Source organism: Pseudomonas sp. MF6394 (genome assembly GCF_002018845.1).
In the GTDB taxonomy this organism is placed as follows: domain Bacteria; phylum Pseudomonadota; class Gammaproteobacteria; order Pseudomonadales; family Pseudomonadaceae; genus Aquipseudomonas; species Aquipseudomonas lactis.
Genome location: NZ_MVOJ01000029.1, coordinates 73,213 through 93,469, shown reverse-complemented (window position 1 = coordinate 93,469; position 20,257 = coordinate 73,213). Strand labels below are relative to the sequence as shown.

Annotated in this window: 14 protein-coding genes and 2 pseudogenes; 13 read left to right on the top strand and 3 right to left on the bottom strand. The window is 61.2% G+C overall.

What is annotated here, in order from left to right:
* Positions 1–357: 357 nt before the first annotated feature.
* Together MF6394_RS24900 and MF6394_RS24895 are read right to left on the bottom strand one after the other, a co-directional pair.
* Positions 358–1,386, bottom strand: coding sequence for a GGDEF domain-containing protein (locus MF6394_RS24900; protein ID WP_047710603.1), 1,029 nt, complete (start codon positions 1,384–1,386; stop codon positions 358–360).
* A 2-nt stretch (positions 1,387–1,388) separates the two neighbouring features.
* Positions 1,389–2,240, bottom strand: a complete 852-nt coding sequence (locus MF6394_RS24895) for a hypothetical protein (RefSeq protein ID WP_171905495.1) — start codon at positions 2,238–2,240, stop codon at positions 1,389–1,391.
* Between the two features lie 328 nt (positions 2,241–2,568).
* Between MF6394_RS24895 and MF6394_RS24890 the strand changes: the two genes are divergently transcribed.
* The 5 genes and pseudogenes from MF6394_RS24890 to MF6394_RS24875 all read left to right on the top strand — a co-directional run bounded on the left by MF6394_RS24890 (position 2,569) and on the right by MF6394_RS24875 (position 9,460).
* Positions 2,569–3,459 (top strand): bestrophin family protein, encoded by an 891-nt coding sequence (locus MF6394_RS24890; protein ID WP_003190542.1) that lies wholly within the window; start codon positions 2,569–2,571, stop codon positions 3,457–3,459.
* Positions 3,460–3,597: 138 nt separating this feature from the next.
* Positions 3,598–4,677: pseudogene (locus tag MF6394_RS35260) on the top strand (HAMP domain-containing protein); the annotation flags it as partial.
* A gap of 327 nt (positions 4,678–5,004) precedes the next feature.
* Positions 5,005–5,541: pseudogene (locus tag MF6394_RS35255) on the top strand (methyl-accepting chemotaxis protein); the annotation flags it as partial.
* 190 nt (positions 5,542–5,731) lie between these two features.
* A complete protein-coding gene (locus MF6394_RS24880; protein ID WP_069558646.1) occupies positions 5,732–8,140 on the top strand; it encodes a glucose/quinate/shikimate family membrane-bound PQQ-dependent dehydrogenase in 2,409 nt (802 codons plus the stop codon).
* Between the two features lie 57 nt (positions 8,141–8,197).
* Entirely contained in the window at positions 8,198–9,460 is a 1,263-nt protein-coding gene (locus MF6394_RS24875) for a carbohydrate porin (protein ID WP_047710599.1), read from the top strand.
* Here the strand turns inward: MF6394_RS24875 and MF6394_RS24870 are convergent.
* Positions 9,457–10,632, bottom strand: a complete 1,176-nt coding sequence (locus MF6394_RS24870) for a XylR family transcriptional regulator (RefSeq protein ID WP_047710598.1) — start codon at positions 10,630–10,632, stop codon at positions 9,457–9,459. The two genes, MF6394_RS24875 and MF6394_RS24870, sit on opposite strands and share 4 nt — an antisense overlap.
* A 139-nt stretch (positions 10,633–10,771) precedes the next feature.
* Between MF6394_RS24870 and xylA the strand changes: the two genes are divergently transcribed.
* The 8 genes from xylA to MF6394_RS24830 all read left to right on the top strand — a co-directional run bounded on the left by xylA (position 10,772) and on the right by MF6394_RS24830 (position 20,213).
* On the top strand, positions 10,772–12,088 hold the full coding sequence (gene xylA / locus MF6394_RS24865; RefSeq protein ID WP_078467765.1) for a xylose isomerase: 1,317 nt from the start codon (positions 10,772–10,774) through the stop codon (positions 12,086–12,088).
* Between the two features lie 101 nt (positions 12,089–12,189).
* Complete coding sequence (gene xylF, locus MF6394_RS24860; RefSeq protein WP_047710596.1) at positions 12,190–13,188, top strand: D-xylose ABC transporter substrate-binding protein; 999 nt, start codon at positions 12,190–12,192, stop codon at positions 13,186–13,188.
* 129 nt (positions 13,189–13,317) lie between these two features.
* Positions 13,318–14,862, top strand: a complete 1,545-nt coding sequence (xylG, locus tag MF6394_RS24855; RefSeq protein WP_078467764.1) for a D-xylose ABC transporter ATP-binding protein — start codon at positions 13,318–13,320, stop codon at positions 14,860–14,862.
* Positions 14,863–15,999 carry a sugar ABC transporter permease gene (locus MF6394_RS24850; protein ID WP_047710594.1) on the top strand — a complete coding sequence of 379 codons (1,137 nt, stop codon included), beginning with the start codon at positions 14,863–14,865 and terminating at the stop codon, positions 15,997–15,999.
* Between the two features lie 841 nt (positions 16,000–16,840).
* Positions 16,841–17,149 (top strand): DUF6124 family protein, encoded by a 309-nt coding sequence (locus tag MF6394_RS24845; protein WP_003190524.1) that lies wholly within the window; start codon positions 16,841–16,843, stop codon positions 17,147–17,149.
* A gap of 245 nt (positions 17,150–17,394) precedes the next feature.
* Positions 17,395–18,336 (top strand): ornithine cyclodeaminase family protein, encoded by a 942-nt coding sequence (locus tag MF6394_RS24840; RefSeq protein WP_069558537.1) that lies wholly within the window; start codon positions 17,395–17,397, stop codon positions 18,334–18,336.
* A 117-nt stretch (positions 18,337–18,453) separates the two neighbouring features.
* Complete coding sequence (locus MF6394_RS24835; protein ID WP_078467763.1) at positions 18,454–19,587, top strand: NAD(P)/FAD-dependent oxidoreductase; 1,134 nt, start codon at positions 18,454–18,456, stop codon at positions 19,585–19,587.
* Positions 19,587–20,213: a helix-turn-helix transcriptional regulator gene (locus MF6394_RS24830; protein WP_078467762.1), complete on the top strand. Its 627-nt coding sequence runs from the start codon at positions 19,587–19,589 to the stop codon at positions 20,211–20,213. The genes MF6394_RS24835 and MF6394_RS24830 overlap by 1 nt, the downstream gene beginning before the upstream one ends.
* Positions 20,214–20,257: the final 44 nt, after the last annotated feature.

The window sequence follows — 20,257 nt, the reverse complement described above, 5'->3', positions numbered from 1 at the left end:
GGCCACCTCATGAACACTACTGGCAGACAGGCACTCTTCAATCAATGATTGCTTGAGCGCTAGGTTGTATTTCGTCATGGAACACTCTCCCGAGGGGGCAGGTGTCCAACATTCGGGGGGCAGTTCACGTCAGGGCGGAACCCTAGGTGGCCGTTACCGCAGGAATGGATATGTACTCGGTATAACGGTGTCGACTGTGAGGCCGTCTTCGCGAGCAAGCCCGCTCCCACAGGTTGATCGCAGGGTGTCAGGGTAGATTGGCATCGGCTGTCAGGCCGTCACGGGAGCAAGCTCCCTCGCCACAGGTCCAGCGTCGCCTCGAAGTTGTGTAGATACCTATGCACTGGACGGCAAGCCTCAAGACAAGATCGCCTTTAGCAGCGCGCCGTCCAGGTGCACGCAGTCCTTGCCATTGCGCTTGGCGCCGTACAGGTTCTTGTCCGCCATCTTGAGCACGGCCGATAACTCGTCGCCCGGCGAAAAACGCGCCATCCCCGCACTGCAGGTGTAATGGTGGGGCGCGGGCACACTGCTGCGGATCGCCTGCAACAAGTCCAGGGCGTAATCACAGGCTACGTCCACATCGTCGCCCTGCAATAACACGCCGAACTCTTCCCCGCCGATCCGCCCGAAGCTGTGGCTGCCTTTGGCGTTTTTCAGGCACAGGGCCATGGCGCGCAGGATTTTGTCCCCGACGTCGTGGCCATACAGGTCGTTTTTTTCTTTGAAACTGTCGATATCCAACATGATGAAGTAGCCGCCCTGCTCCCCGGCCAGCAACTTCTCGAAGCTCTGCATAAAGGCGCGCCGGTTGAGAATGGAGGTCAGGTAGTCGGTCTCGGCCAAGGCGCGAAACTCGCTTTCCACCAGCAATACCGAACGCAGATTCTTCAAGTAGGAGTAACTCAAGATAAACCCGATGGACACCGATGCCGCGCAGAACAGCAGCAAATACACCTCATTGCCAGCCTCTATATCCGCCTGCATGGGCGGCCATAGGATCAGCCAGATCAATAGCGCATCGACCAGATAATCCTGGACACTGATAAACAAGATGGCGCTGCCCACCACCAGGGTCACGGCCAACGGCAAGCCGTAGATACGCAACTCTTCGTTCAAATGAATCAGATACGCGAAGCCGACGGACAACAACACCATATAAATGACCCCCAGCACTCGCCAGAACAGGAAGTTCGCGGTGGTGGCATGTACCCGGCAAACAATCAGCAGGCCGACCGTGATGGCCAACATATAAAGGTCCAACTTCAAGGCCGGAGGAATCAGGAGCATGCCGAACCAGGCAATAATGCCTACCCATTCGGCCTGGGCCACCGCAGGTGACAACAAACTGCGCATTCTGGGCCGCAACTTCAAGTTAGCAGGCATCCTTACGCTCCCATCTCAATAGCATGCAGGCCCATCGCAAATGAAAAGGCCATGAACCGCTTTACCAGGCTGGCAAAGGGTGGCAGAACTTCCAGCCGGGTTTTGGAGTGGGCTTTGAAATAACCCTTTTCAACCCCCTCCTGCACCATACGGATAATGTGGGTCTTGGACACGGAAAGTTGCTTGGCCAAGGCCAGGTAGGAAGACGACCGGAAGGTGGCGCGGTCGTTCTCGGGGGCAAAGGCGTCGTTGTAGATCGCCAGCATCAACAGATGGCCGGCGTCGCGCTTCACCAGCCAATAACATTCGGGCAGCAAGACATCCACCGTCAACTCGGCCGCGAGAATCATGGCAAAACCCTTGAAATAGAGCGCCAGGAACTCGCGGTCATCCAGGTCGCGCATCTGCCGGTACACTTCCCTCTCGGGGTAGAGCAGCGCCAACGACTCAGTGAGGGCGGTGAGCATCAACCGCGCTTCGCGGCAGGCTTCATCCGAGGGCGCATAGACCCTGAAGCGACTGTCTTCGGGGTGCGGCGCAACCTCCATGAAGCCCAGGGCCTGGAACAGCAAAAAGATCGATTCCAGGCTGTTTTTCGAGCAATACTTGCGCGTTACGCACAAGGCTTTAACTTCTGCCAACAACGGCAGCGGTGTGGAAAAGTATTGGCTCAATAATGCGAACGACACCATCAAGCGGCTGTATTTAAGGGCACTCTTGTAGAAAAACGGTCGTCTCGAATAGGGCACGAGCAGCACGTGGTAATGCGCTCTCATGCACGATTCAAAATCCTTATGACGTTCGAGCGCTTGCGCGGTATTACACATAGCCAACTTCAACGAACTGACACGCATGAAAGAGCCCTGATCATCCAACTTGATGCCACTGATCTCAGCTACGAAATCCCTGCAGCCCGGCTCCAAAACAAATCACTTCAATAATCCTGCCATTAATGGCTTTTCGCCTCGAACGCAATGTACAGCGATTGCCGGACAAGACGTCATCAGTACCAAAGTTGTTCCACATCAAACGCCACGGCCGCACACAGTTGCGCGCAACCTTTGGTTAAATTCACTCCGCCTGGCGGTTAGAGGACTAATCGATTCAGCACGCTGCGAACCTTCCCCTCTCGACGGCGTCGTAACAGGGATTGTTGCCAACCGCCCGCCGCGAGGTTCTCGTTTGAAAGCTGCCCTTCTGAAGAAATACCGCCTGATCATCAAGACCATGGGCTATGTGGGCTGGGCGTTGTTCTGGCTGTTGTTGTGGGATGTGGCAGTGACGGTGGACTTCATGCTGTTTCTCACCGCCAAGATCAATTTGCCGCTGATGCCCCTGACCTTGCTGGGCTCAGCACTGGTGGTGCTGATCAGTTTTCGCAACAGCAGCGCCTACAACCGCTGGTGGGAAGCACGCACGTTGTGGGGCGCGATGGTCAACAACTCGCGCAGTTTTGCCCGACAAGTGTTGACCCTGCTCGATGACGCCCCCGGTGAGGTGAACCCGGTGAAGTCGACGCTGTTGCGCCGTCACGTGGCTTACGTCAATTGCCTGGCTGCGCACCTCAAGGGCCAGCCGTGCCCCGAGGAAGTGCGAGCTTTTATCCCCGCCGAAGAATTTGCCCGCAACGGCGCCACCAATAACTTCGCCAATGACATCCTCACCGGCTCGGCCTCGTTGCTGGCGCGCGAATACCAGGCCGGGCGCCTGGACAGTATTCGCCTGGCACGGTTGGAGTCGACCCTGGTGGACCTCTCCAACGCCCAGGGCGGCATGGAGCGGATTGCCAACACGCCACTGCCCTACCCTTACGTGTACTTCCCGCGGCTATTCATTTCGTTGTTCTGCCTGATCGTGCCGGTGGGCCTGGTGGAGTCCCTCGGTTGGTTCACGCCGTTGGCCTCCACGGTCGTGGGCTTCATGCTGCTGGCCATCGAACGCATCGGCACTGACCTGCAAAGCCCGTTCAATTCCAGCGAACACCAGATCCAGATGGAAAGCATCTGCGAGACCATCGAGAAGAACCTGCAGTCGATGCGCCGCGATGCCCTGGTCGGTGACCCGATCGCCTGATTACCCCTGCTCAAGTGCCTGCGCCCTCGGCCGATATACCGAGGGTACGCATGGCCTCGCCTCTCACAAAAACGCCTGCGACACGCAGCACTAATTTTTCTCCCCTTGCCAAAACTATAAATACCCGCGGGTGAAGTCATGAATATCAAGCAGAAGCTGACATGGGCGTTTGCGGCCATCGCGTGCGTGCCGGTCATCCTGGTCGCCATTATCGTGGTGCTGAATCTGCGCGAGGGTGCGCTGGCCAACTTCCTCGACAGCAGCGGCCGCGAGATCCGCCAGATCGACAATGGCATGCAGCAGTTTTTCGACGGCATCAGCCAGAATGTCGACTTCGTCGCCAAGGACCCGCGCGTGATCGCGGCCAAGAACCTCAAAAGCTATGCCGGCGCCGATGCCGCGCAAATCCCGCTTACGCCAACCAATACAGAACTGCTGGCGATTTTCGATCAGTTCGCCAAAAGCCACCCCAGCACCGCCTACCTGTCCCTGGGCCTGAGCGATGGCGGCTACGCCAGTTGGCCGGACGACGCCAAACTGACGCAATACGACCCGCGCACCCGCCCCTGGTACCAGGCCGCCATCGCAGCGCCGGGCAAGACCGTGCGCACAGGCGCCTACTACTGGGCCCCGGACGACGTGGTGCTGATCGGCACCGTGCGCACCGTCGCGGATGCCACGGGCAATATCCTTGGAGTGGTCGGCCTGGACGTATCGCTCAAGCAACTCACCGAGCTGGTGCGCACCATCAAGCTGGGCGACAGCGGCTACCTGATGCTGGTGGAAGCCGACGGCAACGTGCTGGTGGACCCCAGCGATGCCACGCACAACTTCAAGCCCCTGGCGGGCCTGGGCGCGAACTACGCCGAACTGGCCAAGCACGGCGATGGCGTGACCGAGGTGAGCATCGACGGTGTGGCCTACATGGCTAACGTGGTCAGTTCCAAAGACCTGGGCTGGCGCTTTATCGGCCTGATCAAGCGTGACGAAGTGATGGCCGGTGCCACCCGCCTGACGTGGTTGATCGCGGCGATTGCCGCCGTACTGGCCGTGGTGTTCGCCATCGTCGGCGCCAGTTTCGCCCGTGTGATCGTGCGCCCGATTCGCGGGGTGGCCGACGGCCTGCAGGAAATCGCCGAAGGTGAAGGCGACCTCACGCGCCAGCTCAAAGTGCAAGGCAAGGACGAAACCGCCAGCCTGGCCGGCTGGTTCAACCAGTTCCTGAGCATGATCGCGCAACTGGTGCAGCGCATCGGCAACGCCTCCTCAGACCTGCAAACCGCCGCCGCCGACACCAGCGCCGTGGCCAATAATATGAACCAGGCCGCCGGCCGCCAGCGCGAAGCCGTGGAACTGGTGAGCACCGCGTTCAACGAGATGGTTGCCACCGCCAACGAAGTCGCGCGCTCATGCAGCGCCGCCGCCACGAGTGCCGATGAGGGCTATCGCGACGTGCACACCGGCCAGCAGCACATCGGCGAAGCCACCGGCAGCGTGCTCAAGCTCAGCGAAGACCTGCAAAAATCCACACAGACCATGCAGTTGCTCGAGCAAGACAGCCAGAACATCAACACCATCCTCGACACCATCCGTTCGATTGCCGAACAGACCAACCTGCTGGCGCTCAACGCCGCAATCGAAGCCGCCCGCGCTGGCGACCAGGGCCGCGGCTTTGCGGTGGTGGCCGATGAAGTGCGTGCATTGGCGCGTCGCACCGCCGACTCCACCGGCGAAATCGACAGCCTGCTGGGCAACCTCGCCCGCCGCACCCAGGAAGTCACCCAGCAGATGCAAGGCAGCTTGCTGGTGTCCAACACGAGCGTTGCGCGCATCCAGCAGGCCCGCGATAGCTTCGACAAGATCCGTGGTTCGGTGGACTCGATTCGCGACCAGAACACCCAGATCGCCACCGCCGCCGAAGAGCAGCACCAGGTGGCCGAAGAGATCAACCGGCATATCGCGCAGATCCACGCCGACGCGCAGTTGGTGGAAGGCTTTGCGCATTCGGCGCAGACCGGGTCCGGACGGTTGACTGATATTTCCGGCCAGCTCAACGGGCTGGTGGGGCGTTTCAAGTTCTGATGCTGTGGCGAGGGAGCTTGCTCCCTCGCCACAGGGTACGCGTCGCCGGGTCCATCTATGCCGCCTCAGAGGCGGCCCTGGCCATCATCGCAGTACCTGCAACAGTCTATTGCAGGACTCAAATGTACTAACCGGTTACTTATCTTGCTAAAATCGCGTCTTTGCCCTCTCTCACTCGAGTCCATTCGACATGAAACGAGCATCGCGCGCCGCTGGCGTCTCTAGATTCTTACTCCTTGGCCTGGGCGTCGTCATCGCCCTGCTCGGCCTTGCGCTGGCCGTCGGCGGCGCCAAACTGGTCAGCCTGGGAGGCTCTTGGTACTTCCTGCTCGGCGGCGTGGTCATGGCCATTTCCGGGTTGCTGATTGCCCGCTGCAAACCTGCCGGCGCTTGGTTGTTCGCCGCGTTTCTGCTGGCTACCGCCGTGTGGGCAGTGGCCGACGTGGGCCTGGAATACTGGCCGCTGTTCTCGCGACTGTTCATGTTCGCGGTGATCGGCGTGGTGGTCGCGCTGGTGTATCCGTTGCTGGCCGGCAAACCGGCGCGGGGTGCCTATGGCGTCGCCGCCGTGTTGGCGCTGGGCGTGGCGGTGGCCGCGGGCAATATGTTTGTTGCGCACCCAAGCGTTAAGCCCACTGGTGCAGGCCCGGGCATGACCCCGGTGGCTGCAGCCGATGCGCAGAAAGATTGGGCGCACTACGGTAATACCGAAGGTGGCAGCCGTTTCGCCGCGCTGGACCAGATCAACCGCGACAACATCGACAAGCTCAAAGTCGCCTGGACCTACCACACCGGCGACGTGGCCATCAGCGACGGCAACGGTGCCGAAGACCAGCTGACGCCCCTGCAGATTGGCAACAAAGTGTTTATCTGCACCCCGCACAACAACCTGATCGCGTTGGATGCCGACACCGGCAAAGAACTGTGGAAGAACGAAGTCAACGCCAAATCGGCAGTGTGGCAGCGTTGCCGGGGCATGGCGTATTTCGACGCCAGCGCGCCGATTGCCCAGCCGACCCAGCCCAACAGTTCGCCGATCCTGGCCGCCAGCGTGCCTGCCGGTGCACAGTGCCAGCGTCGCCTGTTGACCAACACCATTGATGCGCGCCTGATCGCCGTAGACGCCGACACCGGCAAGTTCTGCGAAGACTTCGGCACCCATGGCCAGGTAGACCTCAAAGCTGGCCTGGGCAATGTGCCGGACAGCTACTACCAACTCTCTTCAGCGCCGCTGATGGCCGGCACCACCGTCGTAGTCGGCGGTCGCGTGGCAGACAACGTGCAGACCGATATGCCCGGTGGCGTGATCCGTGGCTTTGACGTGATCACGGGTCAAATGCGCTGGGCGTTCGACCCAGGCAACCCTGAAGACAAGCAGGCCCCAACGGGCGACGCCACCTACGTGCGCAGCACCCCGAACAGCTGGGCGCCGATGTCTTACGACCCGCTGATGAACACGGTCTTCCTGCCGATGGGCAGCTCGTCCACCGATATCTACGGCGTGGAACGCACCCAGCTCAACCACAAATACGGCGCTTCGGTGCTGGCACTCGACGCCTCCACCGGTGCCGAGAAGTGGGTCTACCAGACAGTCCACAACGACCTCTGGGACTTCGACCTGCCAATGCAGCCAAGCCTGATCGACTTCACCCCGCCAGGCAGCGACAAAGCTGTACCGGCCGTGGTCATCGGCACCAAGGCCGGGCAGATTTACGTGCTCGACCGCGCCACCGGCAAGCCGCTGACAGACGTGCAGGAAGTACCGGTAAAAGCCGCGAACATTCCCAACGAGCCGTATTCCCTCACCCAGCCTAAATCCGTGGGCATGCCGCAGATCGGCGCGCAAACCCTGACCGAATCGGACATGTGGGGCGCCACGCCGTATGACCAGTTGCTGTGCCGCATCGACTTCAAGGGCATGCGCTACGACGGCCTGTACACCGCGCCGGGCACCGATAAATCCCTGAGCTTCCCCGGTTCCCTGGGCGGCATGAACTGGGGCAGCATCTCCACCGACCCGGTGCACGGTTTTATCTTCGTCAACGACATGCGCCTGGGCCTGTGGATCCAGATGATACCGTCGCAGAACAAGGCCCAGGCCTCTTCCGGTGGTGAAGCGCTGAACACCGGCATGGGCGCCGTGCCGCTCAAGGGCACGCCGTACGCGGTGAACAAAAACCGCTTCCTGTCGGTGGCCGGCATTCCGTGCCAGGCGCCGCCATTCGGCACCTTGACCGCCATCGACATGAAGACGCAAAAGGTCGCTTGGCAAGTACCGGTGGGCACCGTTGAAGACACCGGCCCCCTGGGTATCCGCATGCACCTGCCGATCAAGGTTGGCCTGCCGACCCTGGGCGGTACGCTGTCCACCCAAGGCGGCCTGATCTTTATTGCCGGCACCCAGGACTTCTACCTGCGCGCCTTCAACAGCGGCAATGGCGATGAAATCTGGAAAGCCCGCCTGCCCGTCGGCAGCCAGGGTGGCCCGATGACCTACGTGTCGCCCAAAACCGGCAAGCAATACATCGTCGTCACCGCCGGCGGCGCACGCCAGTCCACCGACCGTGGCGACTACGTGATCGCCTACGCCCTGCCGTAACCGCCCTCTGTTCGCGCGGTGCTCCGGCACCGCGCTTTGTGTTTGGAAAGATCCCTCATGACCCCTACTCCTCATACCGCCTGGCGCCTGGCGCTGGGCCTGGCCTTTGCGGCCGCCCTGCCCGTTCAAGCCGACGACACCACCCTGACCGGCGACTGGGGCGGCCTGCGCCGCGAACTCGACGCGCAAGGTGTGCGCTTTACCGGCGACTACAGCGGCGAGACCGCCTACAACGCCCACGGCGGCCAGCACCGTTCGGCGCGCTACTCGCAAAACGTCAAGCTCGGCGTGCAGTTCGACCTGGGCAAGCTTTACGGCTTCACCAACGGCGACCGCATCCAGCTGACCATCAACGACCGACGCGGCAACAGCGCCTCCGAGGACCTGGTGGGCAACCGCCTGCCGATCCAGGAAAACTACGGTGGCCTCTACACGCGCCTCACCGAACTGAGCTACGAGCGCACCCTGTTCACGCCGGCGCTGAACGTCAAGCTCGGCTATATGGCCATGGGCAATGACCTCGGTGGCCTGGACAGCGGCATCCTGTGCAACTTCATGAACGCCGGCTTCTGCGGGCATCCGCTGAACATGTCCGGCGGCAGTGGATGGGCCAACTACCCGAACGCGCACCTCGGTGCCCGGGTGAAATACGACTTTTCGCCCAACTGGCAACTGCGCGTGGCGGCGTTCAATGTCGACCCGTCCAGCAACGGCAACTCCAGCCGTGCCTGGCACCTGGGGCCCAAGCACACCACCGGTACCGTGGTGCCCATCGAGCTTATCTACAAGCATGCGGGCGCACTGCCCGGTGAATACAAGCTCGGGTATTACTACGACAGTTCCGATGTAAAACGCATTGGCAGCAACAAGGACGTCAGCGGACGTGGCGGTCACTACCTCTTGATCGACCAAGCTGTGTGGGCTTCCCCATCATCCCAAGGCCGCAGCCTGCATGCCTTCGGCCAGTACTCTGCCGCCAGCCAAGCGGCTTCGCCGTTCACCAAGTGGTATGGCGCGGGCGTGGTGCTGTACAAGCCGTTCGAAGGTCGCCCGCGCGATACCGTCGCCCTGGGCTATGGCCGTGCGGTACCGAACCCGCGCAGCCGCGATGTGCAGGAGCTGGCAGCGTTCAATGCCGGCACGGCCTACCCCGACTTGGACACGGCTGAACAGTTGATCGAACTCAGTTATGGCTACCAGGCCACGCCTTGGCTGACCTTGCGCCCGGATGTGCAATACATCATCGAGCCGGGAGCGTTTTCCGGGGAGAGCATCGACAATGCGCTGGTGCTGGGCTTGCAGGTCAAAGCGGTGTTCTAGCTCGCGCCCTGCTGATACTGACGCGGCGTACACCCAAATTCGCGGCGAAACACCGTATGCAGGTACTGCGCAGAGGTGAAGCCGCAGCGGGCGGCGATGTCGGCGATGGCCAGGTCCTGGTTCTCCAGGCCCTTGGCGGCGGCCGCGAGTTTGAAGCGCAGGATTTCGTCATGCACGCTGCACCCGCGCACCTTGCGAAAGTGCGCTTCCAACGACGAGCGTGAGACGCCGACATAGGCGGCGACCTGGTCGGTCTTGATCCCCTGGCACGCGTACTGGCGGATAAACAACAACGCCTGCATCACATAAGGGTTACCCAAAGGCTGATGCAGGCTGGAGGCTTGCACGTTGATCGCGTCCGGCGGCACCAGCACCTGCGTACCGGCACAGGCTTTGCCATGCAGCATCTGGTGCAGCAAGGCCGCGGCGGTACGGCCCATGGTCTCGGTGCCCTGGATCACCGAACTCAGCGGCACCCGCGTCAGAGTGCGGGTCAGCGGGTCGTTGTCGATCCCGATCAACGCCACCTCCTCCGGCACCGCAATACCCGCCGTCAGGCAGGCTTGCAACAACTGCCGGGCACGAGCATCGGTGACCGCGATAATACCGATGGGCTTGGGCAGGCTGTGCAGCCAGGCAATCTGCTGCTCCACCGCGCTGTCCCACAACGGCGCACTGGTGCCCAGGCCGCGATACACCTCCAACTGCAAGCCATCGCGCTGCATCAAGCGGCGAAAAGCCTTCTCACGCTCCTGGGCCCACCGATTGGCCTGGGCTTCGGGCAGGCTGAAACAGGCAAACCGCGTCAACCCCGCCTCCACCAGATGCTCGTAGGCCAGCTTCATCAGGGCATGGTTATCGGTGGCCACATAGGGAATGCCCTTGGGGTACTTGCCCACATCCTCATAAGAGCCCCCCACCGCCACCACCGGTATCCGACTCCCAGCCAGCGCCTCGCCGATCAGCGGGTCATCGAAGTCAGCAATGATGCCGTCCCCCTGCCAACGCTCGATACCGCGCAGGCGACAGAGGAAGTCTTCTTCCAGGAACAGATCCCAGGATGCACGGGTGCTGCTCAGGTAATTGCCAATGCCGGCGATGATGCCGCGGTCGTAGATTTTGCTGCCGTTGAAGAGCAAGGCGATACGGTGAACGGGCGGTAGGGTTTTCATTGTTTTTGTCCTTAGGCCGGTAGGGACAGACTAACCCTCACCACTCAAAATCGCACTACGCCTTGGTGATTTTCATAATCAGCCGCCCAGGTGCCATTGCTAGTATCCAGACACCGCTCAGAACAATAAGGAAAAACCCATGCCGTACTTCCCCGGTGTCGAGAAGGTTCGCTTCGAAGGCCCTGCCAGCGCATCCCCCCTCGCCTTTCGCCATTACGACGCCAACAAACTGATCCTCGGCAAGCCCATGCGGGAGCACCTGCGCATGGCGGCCTGTTATTGGCATACCTTTGTGTGGCCGGGGGCGGATATGTTTGGGATGGGGACGTTCAAGCGCCCTTGGCAGCGCAGTGGCGATCCAATGGAGGTGGCCATCGGCAAGGCCGAGGCGGCGTTTGAGTTTTTTTCCAAGCTGGGCATCGACTACTACAGTTTTCATGACACCGACGTAGCGCCGGAAGGCAGCTCGCTCAAGGAGTACCGCAACCACTTTGCGCAGATGATCGACCACCTGGAGCGCCATCAGGAACAGACCGGCATCAAGCTGCTGTGGGGCACTGCCAATTGCTTCAGCAACCCGCGCTTTGCCGCCGGGGCGGCGAGCAACCCAGACCCAGAGGTGTTCGCCTTCGCCGCCGCCCAGGTGTTCAGCGCGATGAATGCCACGCTGCGGCTCAAGGGCGCCAACTATGTGCTGTGGGGTGGCCGTGAGGGTTATGAAACCTTGCTCAACACCGACCTCAAGCGCGAGCGCGAACAGCTCGGGCGTTTTATGCGCATGGTGGTGGAGCACAAGCACAAGATTGGTTTCAAGGGTGACCTGTTGATCGAGCCCAAGCCCCAGGAGCCGACCAAACACCAATACGATTACGACAGCGCCACCGTGTTCGGCTTCCTGCATGAGTACGGCCTGGAACACGAGATCAAAGTGAACATCGAGGCCAACCACGCGACGCTGGCGGGGCACAGTTTTCATCATGAGATCGCCACCGCCGTGTCGCTGGGGATCTTCGGCAGCATCGACGCCAACCGCGGCGACCCGCAGAACGGTTGGGACACCGACCAGTTCCCCAACAGCGTCGAGGAAATGACCCTGGCCACCTACGAAATCCTCAAGGCCGGCGGGTTCAAGAACGGCGGCTATAACTTCGATTCCAAGGTGCGCCGCCAGAGCCTCGACGAGGTGGACCTGTTCCACGGGCATGTCGCCGCCATGGATGTGCTGGCCCTGGCGTTGGAGCGTGCGGCGGCGATGGTGCAGGACGACCGCTTGCAGCAGTTCAAGGACCAGCGCTATGCCGGCTGGCAGCAGCCATTGGGCCAGGCGGTGTTGGCCGGTGAATTCAGCCTGGAGTCATTGGCTGAACATGCCTTTGCCAACGAGCTGAACCCGCAGGCAGTGAGCGGGCGCCAGGAGATGCTTGAAGGCGTGGTGAATCGGTTTATCTATCGGTGACATTTGCACGACAAATCTCTGCACAGAGCGTCGAGTGACGCTCTACAGTTCAACCCGCACCACGCTGTGTCTTTCCAACAACAATAAAAGGACGCACCACCATGAAGTCATTCAAACCTGCCCTGCTCGCCGCAGCCCTGGCGCTGCTCGCCCTGCCGGTGATGGCCGATCCTGCGCACCCGAAAATCGGTTTTTCCATCGACGACCTGCGCCTGGAGCGCTGGTCCCGCGACCGTGATTACTTTGTCGCCGCCGCGGAAAAACTCGACGCCAAGGTGTTCGTGCAGTCTGCCGATGCTAACGAGCAAAAGCAGATTGCCCAGATCGAAAACCTGATCTCCCGGGGCGTCGATGTGATCGTGATTGTGCCGTTCAACGCCACGGTGCTGACCAACGCAGTGGCCGAAGCCAAGAAGGCCGGGATCAAGGTAGTGTCCTATGATCGCCTGATCCTCAATGCCGACATCGACGCCTATATTTCCTTCGATAACGAAAAAGTCGGCGAGATGCAGGCAAGCGGTGTGTTGCAAGCGGCGCCCAAGGGCAATTACTTCCTGCTCGGCGGCGCGCCGACGGACAACAACGCCAAGGTGCTGCGCGAAGGTCAGATGAAGGTGCTGCAACCGGCCATCGACAAAGGTGATATCAAGATCGTCGGCCAGCAATGGGTCAAGGAATGGAACCCTACCGAAGCCTTGAGCATCGTCGAAAACGCCCTGACCCGTAACGACAACAAGATCGACGCTATCGTCGCCTCCAACGACGCCACCGCCGGCGGTGCGATCCAGGCCCTGGCCGCGCAGAAGCTGGCGGGCAAGGTGCCGATCTCCGGCCAGGACGCTGACCTGGCGGCGATCAAGCGCGTGATCGATGGCACCCAGACCATGACCGTGTACAAGCCACTCAAGCTGATCGCCACCGAAGCGGCCAAGCTTTCGGTACAACTGGCGCGCAGTGAAGAACCGACCTACAGCTCGCAGTACGACAACGGCAGCAAGAAAGTCGACACGATACTGCTCACCCCGACGCCGCTGACCAAAGCCAATATCGATGTATTGGAAAAAGACGGTTTCTATACCAAAGAGCAGATCGGTCTGTAGGAGCGGGCTTGCCCGCGAAAAACGTTAACGATAACGCAGCGCTATCAGGCAACCCGTGTCGTCTATGAGTTTTTCGCGAGCAAGCTCGCTCCTACAGTAATGTCGCCAGCCCTTGTGTGAGCAATAGTAATGCCCGACTACCTGCTGCAAATGAACGGCATCGTCAAAAGCTTCGGCGGTGTCAACGCCCTCAACGGCATCGATATCAAGGTCAAACCTGGGGAGTGTGTGGGCCTGTGCGGTGAGAACGGTGCGGGTAAATCCACCTTGATGAAGGTGCTCTCGGCGGTGTACCCGCACGGCACCTGGGAGGGGGAAATCCTCTGGGATGGGCAGCCGCTCAAGGCCCAGTCCATCCGCGAAACCGAGGCTGCCGGGATTGTCATCATTCACCAGGAACTGACCCTGGTGCCCGACCTGTCGGTGGCCGAGAACATCTTCATGGGCCACGAGCTGACCCTGCCCGGTGGGCGCATGAACTACCCGGCGATGCTGCACCGCGCCGAAGCCTTGATGCGTGAACTCAAGGTACCGGACATGAACGTGGCGCTGCCGGTGTCGCAGTATGGCGGCGGCTACCAGCAATTGGTGGAGATCGCCAAGGCGCTGAACAAACAGGCGCGCCTGTTGATTCTTGACGAGCCCTCCTCGGCCCTCACCCGTGGCGAAATCGAGGTGCTGCTGGACATCATCAAGGGCCTCAAAGCCAAGGGCGTGGCCTGCGTGTACATCTCCCACAAGCTCGATGAAGTGGCGGCGGTGTGCGACACCATTGCGGTGATTCGCGACGGCAAGCACATCGCGACCACTGCCATGGCAGACATGGACATCCCGCAGATCATCACGCAGATGGTCGGCCGCGAAATGAGCAACCTCTACCCCACCGAGCCTCATGACGTGGGCGAGGTGATCTTCGAGGCGCGTAACGTCACCTGCTACGACGTCGACAACCCCAAGCGCAAGCGCGTCGACGACATTTCCTTCGTGCTCAGGCGCGGCGAAATCCTCGGCATCGCCGGGTTGGTGGGCGCCGGGCGCACAGAGTTGGTGTCGGCGCTGTTCGGCGCGTACCCCGGCCGCTACAACGCCGAGGTGTGGCTGGAGGGCCAGGTGATCGACACGCGCACGCCGCTCAAGTCGATCCGCGCCGGGCTGTGCATGGTGCCCGAAGACCGCAAGCGCCAAGGCATCATCCCCGACCTGGGCGTGGGCCAGAACATCACCCTGGCGGTGCTCGACACCTACGCGCACATGACCCGCATCGACGCTGAGGCCGAACTGGGCAGCATCGACCAGCAAATCAGCCGCATGCACCTCAAGACCGCCAGCCCGTCGCTGCCGATCACCAGCCTCTCAGGCGGCAACCAGCAAAAGGCTGTGCTGGCGAAAATGCTGATGGCCAAGCCCAAGGTGCTGATCCTCGACGAACCCACGCGCGGGGTGGACGTAGGCGCCAAGTACGAGATCTACAAACTGATGGGCGCACTGGCGGCCGAAGGCGTGTCGATCATCATGGTGTCCTCGGAACTGGCCGAAGTGCTCGGCGTGTCCAACCGCGTGCTGGTGATTGGCGACGGCCAGTTGCGCGGGGACTTCATCAATGACGGGCTCACCCAGGAACAGGTGCTCGCCGCCGCGCTCAGCCATAACAATAATGATCGGAAGACCGCGTAGATGAACCAGGTCAAACACCTATTTATCCGCTACAAAATGCTCGCGCTGGTGATCGCCGTGGCGTTCATCTGGCTGTTTTTCAGTTGGCAGACCGAGGGTGGTTTTCTCACCCCGCGCAACCTCTCCAACCTGCTGCGGCAGATGTCGATCACCGGGATATTGGCGTGCGGCATGGTGTTGGTGATCATCAGCGGCGAGATCGACTTGTCGGTGGGCTCGCTACTCGGATTGCTGGGTGGGCTGGCGGCGATTCTGGATGTGGTCTATCACGTGCCGCTATTGGCCAACCTGAGCCTGGTGGCGCTGTGCGGCTTGATGATCGGCCTGGCCAACGGCTACATGACTGCTTACCTGCGCATCCCCTCGTTCATTGTCGGCCTGGGCGGGATGCTGGCGTTTCGCGGGATTCTGCTGGGGATTACCGGCGGCACCACCATTGCGCCGGTGTCGCCGTCGCTGGTGTTTGTGGGCCAGGGGTATTTGCCCCACAGCGTCGGTATTGGGCTTGGGGTGTTGCTGTTTGCCCTGACGCTGTTCCTCACCTGGAAACAACGGCGCAACCGTGCGCTGCATGGCTTGGCGGCGCACTCACTGCTGCGCGATGCGCTGCGCGTGGTGCTGATTGGCGCGGTGCTCGCAGGCTTTGTCACCACCCTCAACCGCTACGACGGCATCCCCGTGCCGGTGCTGCTGTTGCTGGCGTTGCTGGGGGTGTTCAGCTATGTCACGCACCAGACGGTGTTCGGCCGCCGGGTGTATGCGGTGGGCAGCAATATGGAGGCCACGCGGCTGTCGGGCATCAATGTGCAAGCGGTGAAACTGTGGATTTTCGGCATCATGGGGGTGATGTGTGCGCTGGCCGGCCTGGTGAACACCGCGAGGCTGGCGGCGGGTTCGCCGTCGGCGGGCAACATGGGCGAGCTCGACGCCATCGCCGCGTGCTTTATTGGCGGCACTTCGATGCGCGGTGGGTCGGGCACGGTGTATGGCGCGTTGTTGGGGGCGTTGGTGATTACCAGTTTGGATAACGGCATGTCGATGCTGGATGTGGACAGCTACTGGCAGATGATCGTCAAGGGCAGCATTTTGGTGCTGGCGGTGTGGGTGGATGTGAGTACGCGCTCGGGCAGGCGGTAAGTTATCCGCCAGAGCACCACTGATTACCCTGTGGGAGCTGGCTTGCCTGCGATGGCGGCCTAACAGTCGACATCTATCTGCCTGACACTCCAATGATCCCACTGTGCGGGCTTGCTCGCGAAGGCGGCCTGACAGTCAACACAGTTGGACCGGGTACATATCCGTTATTTAGGTAACGTCCACCTAGGGTTCCGCCCTGACGGCGGCTCACTTTTGAGAAGCGCAAAAGTAAGCAAAACGCTCTTGCCCCACCACTCGGCACCTCGCTTAGGCTCGGTGTGCCCGTAATCCGCCAGTGATTTGGGGGGCCGCCGCCACGCGCCATCCATGGCGCGGGGCGGCTAAACCGGCATCCCTGCCGGTTTACCCCCCAAATCACTGTCGAATTCCGGCCAGCGTGGTTTGACGGGGCGCCTAAGATCAAAAGCAGATCAAGATCAAGATCAAGAGCGGCTCGCTTCGCATCGTGGTTAGCGGCGATCGCAGGCAAGCCACATTGATCGTATTGCACGCGTGGGTTAGTGGCATTTGGTCATGGTTTGTAAAGGGCCAGCAAGGCGTGTCCCTTTAAATTGCAGGACGTTTCCTAGACAATCCTTGCCGCCTTGTGCCTGCTGGAATCGGTGGCTAGTCTGCGGTCCGTCACTGCCAAATCAGTGATCGGGTTTAGTCGCCCGGATTCGAGCAAGCGTTTGGTCCCATAACGTTTTTATGGTGGCTGTGCGCGGGGCGCCTTCGGGTGCGCCGGATGCTCTGGACCGGTCGACTAACCTGCGTACAGCCGCCACCCTACGTTTAGTCGCGAAGCGTGTCGGCTCCATGATCATTCCGGAGCTATACCATGAATAAAGTACTACCTGATCCACCCATCGATCCCGCAAAAGACCGCGCCGCGTTCAACCGCGCCATCGACCATTACCTGCCTACCCAAGGCTTCCACTGTGTCAACGAAGACCTGAGTTTCGAAGACGCCCTGCTCTACACCGCCAGCCTGCTCGACAGTGCCTCTGCCACGGCGCTGGATTGCGGTGAACTGCTGCAAAGCCCTGAACGGGCGAAGATCCTGGCGGTGTGGCATTTGCTGGAAATTGCAAAAACCACCGTAGATCGCTCCATCGAGTGCCTGACCGGCACCAAGGCCACTGCCTAAACGCGCTTAAAACGGTGGGAGGGCACAAGCCTTAGTACCACCTGTAGGAGCGAGCTTGCTCGCGAAAAACGCAAAGGCGCCGCGTTTATTCAGGAAGCACGCGTTATCGTTGACGTTTTTCGCGAGCAAGCTCGCTCCTACGATGGGTGGGGGGACAGCCCTCATAAGCCTCATTTTTCCCTCGGGTTATTGCGGATAAAAACTAAAAGTCCATAATGGACAAATTAGTTTATCCGGAGAACCCAATGTCCACGACGCCCCTCGTTATCGACCAGGCCCAGGCCCGCACCCTGCTGGCTCAAGTCGACGTGCCGTTGATCCTGCGCAAATTGTTTTGCGACCTCGCCGCCGGGCAAGCGGTGCAGCCGGCGCAACAATTGGTGGAGTTTCCCCAGGGTGCCGGGGATTTCATCAACTACTTGGGCGTATTGGCCGAAGACGGGGTGTACGGGGTCAAGACTTCGCCCTACATCGTGCGCGAGCAAGGCCCGTTGGTGACGGCCTGGACCCTGTTGATGTCGATGCACAGCGGCCAGCCGTTGCTGTTGTGCGATGCCGCTGAATTGACCACTGCCCGCACCGCCGCCACCACGGCCTTGGCGGTGGATGCGCTGGCCCCGGCGGCGGCGCAACGCCTGGCGATCATCGGCAGCGGCAAGGTCGCCCAGGCGCACCTGCGTTACGTACAGAACCTGCGCGACTGGCAGCAAATCCGCCTGTACTCGCCGAGCCTGGGCAGCGCCAGCGCCGAAACGCGTATGCAGTGGGCCTGCCTGGACCCGCGCCTGACCCTCGCCGCCACCTGCGAGGCCGCCCTGGAAGACGCGGATGTGATCCTGCTGTGCACCTCGTCCGCCGGCCCGGTCATCGACCCGTCACGCTTGAGCAAACCCGCGTTGATCACCTCCATCAGCACCAACGCGCCGCGTGCCCATGAAGTGCCGCCACACTGCCTCAACCAGATGCACGTGTTCTGCGACTACCGCCAGACCACCCCGGATTCGGCCGGTGAGATGCTGATCGCCAGCGAACAGCACGGCTGGGACAAACGCACGATTGTCGGCGACTTGCCCGAATTGTTCAGCGACATGGCCCAACGCCCGGCCTACGATCGTCACGTCTTTTTCCGCTCCATCGGCCTGGGCCTGGAAGACATCGCCCTGGCCAATGCCCTCTACAAACTGTAGGAGCGAGCTTGCTCGCGAAGACCTCACAGGCACTGCGTTTACACAGGATGGGCGCGTTATCGTTAACGTTTTTCGCGAGCAAGCTCGCTCCTACAATGCTTATTTCAGGAGTTCTTCATGAGCCACGCAGACTTCATCATTATCGGCGGCGGCATTGCCGGCGCGTCCACCGGGTTCTGGTTGTCGCAGCACGGCAAGGTGTTGGTGCTGGAGCGTGAAAACCACCCGGCCTATCATTCCACCGGGCGTTCGGCAGCGCTCTATACCGCCGCTTACGGCACCCCGCAGGTACGCGCGCTGACCTTGGCCAGCCGGGCCTTCTTCGACCAGCCACCCGCAGGCTTCTGCGAACACCCACTGCTGACGCCCCGAGGCGAAATGACCGTGGATTTCAACGGCGACCCGGCCGAACTCGACAGCCAGTACCTGAGCGCCAAGGCCACCGTAGAGCAGGTGCAGCGACTGACGGCCGACGAAGCCTGTGCACGCTTGCCGATCCTGCGCCGTGAAAAAGTCCACGGGGCTATCTACGACCCCACCGCTTGCGACATCGACACCGACGCCCTGCACCAAGGCTACTTGCGCGGTATCCGCCGCAACCAGGGCGACGTGCGCACCGACAGCCATGTGCTGGGCTTGAGCCGCGACGCCGACGGCCTGTGGCAGGTGCGCACCCAGGATGCTATCTACACTGCGCCGGTCATCATTAACGCCGCCGGCGCCTGGGCCGACCATATCGGCGGGCTGGCGGGCGCGGCGTCCATCGGCTTGCAGCCCAAGCGCCGCCCGGCCTTTATCTTCGCCGGCCCCGAGGGCATGGACAGCCACGACTGGCCAATGTTGGTGGCCCTCGACGAAGCGTTCTACATGAAACCCGATGCCGGCATGTTCCTCGGCTCGCCGGCCAACGCCGACCCGGTAGAACCCCAGGATGTACAACCCGAAGAGCTGGATATTGCCATGGGCATCTACCAGATCGAGGAAGCCACCACCCTGACTATCCGCCGCCCCACGCGCACCTGGGCGGGCTTGCGCAGTTTTGTGCAGGACGGTGATTTGCTGTCGGGCTTTGACCCGCAAGTACCGGGGCTGTTCTGGGTGGCGGCGCAAGGCGGCTACGGCATCCAGACCTCACCCGCCATGGGCCAGGCAAGCGCCGCCCTGGTGCGCGGCGAACCGCTGCCCGAGGCACTGACGCGGTTCGGCCTGGACGCTGGTATGCTCTCCCCGGTCCGCCTGGAGCCCCATTGATGAACACTGCTGAACAAGACAAGGTCATGCAGAACTTCCGCGCGATTGCCGATGCAATCGCCACGCTGTTCTTTCCCCATGCAGAAGTGGTGCTGCACGACCTGCGCACGCAAACCGTGGATTACATCGCCAATAACCTGTCCAAGCGCAGCCTGGGTGACGACTCATCCCTGGAGGACATGCTCGACGGTGACGTCAGCGAGGTGAATATAGGCCCTTATGAAAAGCTCAACTGGGACGGCCAGAAAATCCGCAGCCTGAGCACCGTGCTGCACGACCACAAAGGGCGCAGGCTGGCCGTGCTGTGCATCAACCTGAATATCTCGATGTTCGAAACGGCCAAGGCGGCGCTGGATATGTTCCTGTCGCCGAGCAAGCTGATTGCTCAGCCGGACGCGCTGTTTCGTGATGACTGGCAGGAGCGTATCAACACCTTCCTGCATGCCTGGCTGCGCGAGCGTCAGTTGAGCCTGAACCTGTTGACCCGCGACCATAAACGCGAACTGGTGCTGGCGTTGCATGCCGAGGGGGCATTCAAGGGCAAGAGCGCCTCCAACTATGTGGCCAATGTGCTGGGCATGGGGCGGGCGACGGTCTACAAGCATTTGAAGGAACTCAAGGGTTGACCCCCTTCTGACCACAACGCTAATCCCCTGTGGGAGCTGTCGAG

Excerpts from the sequence above, each read along its gene's own strand:
- MF6394_RS24900 (WP_047710603.1), bottom strand. The coding sequence starts at position 1,386 with ATGCCTGCTAACTTGAAGTTGCGGCCCAGAATGCGCAGTTTGTTGTCA.
- MF6394_RS24895 (WP_171905495.1), bottom strand. The coding sequence starts at position 2,240 with ATGCGTGTCAGTTCGTTGAAGTTGGCTATGTGTAATACCGCGCAAGCG.
- MF6394_RS24880 (WP_069558646.1), top strand. The coding sequence starts at position 5,732 with ATGAAACGAGCATCGCGCGCCGCTGGCGTCTCTAGATTCTTACTCCTT.
- MF6394_RS24875 (WP_047710599.1), top strand. The coding sequence starts at position 8,198 with ATGACCCCTACTCCTCATACCGCCTGGCGCCTGGCGCTGGGCCTGGCC.
- MF6394_RS24870 (WP_047710598.1), bottom strand. The coding sequence starts at position 10,632 with ATGAAAACCCTACCGCCCGTTCACCGTATCGCCTTGCTCTTCAACGGC.
- xylA (WP_078467765.1), top strand. The coding sequence starts at position 10,772 with ATGCCGTACTTCCCCGGTGTCGAGAAGGTTCGCTTCGAAGGCCCTGCC.
- xylF (WP_047710596.1), top strand. The coding sequence starts at position 12,190 with ATGAAGTCATTCAAACCTGCCCTGCTCGCCGCAGCCCTGGCGCTGCTC.
- xylG (WP_078467764.1), top strand. The coding sequence starts at position 13,318 with ATGCCCGACTACCTGCTGCAAATGAACGGCATCGTCAAAAGCTTCGGC.
- MF6394_RS24850 (WP_047710594.1), top strand. The coding sequence starts at position 14,863 with ATGAACCAGGTCAAACACCTATTTATCCGCTACAAAATGCTCGCGCTG.
- MF6394_RS24845 (WP_003190524.1), top strand. The coding sequence starts at position 16,841 with ATGAATAAAGTACTACCTGATCCACCCATCGATCCCGCAAAAGACCGC.
- MF6394_RS24840 (WP_069558537.1), top strand. The coding sequence starts at position 17,395 with ATGTCCACGACGCCCCTCGTTATCGACCAGGCCCAGGCCCGCACCCTG.
- MF6394_RS24835 (WP_078467763.1), top strand. The coding sequence starts at position 18,454 with ATGAGCCACGCAGACTTCATCATTATCGGCGGCGGCATTGCCGGCGCG.
- MF6394_RS24830 (WP_078467762.1), top strand. The coding sequence starts at position 19,587 with ATGAACACTGCTGAACAAGACAAGGTCATGCAGAACTTCCGCGCGATT.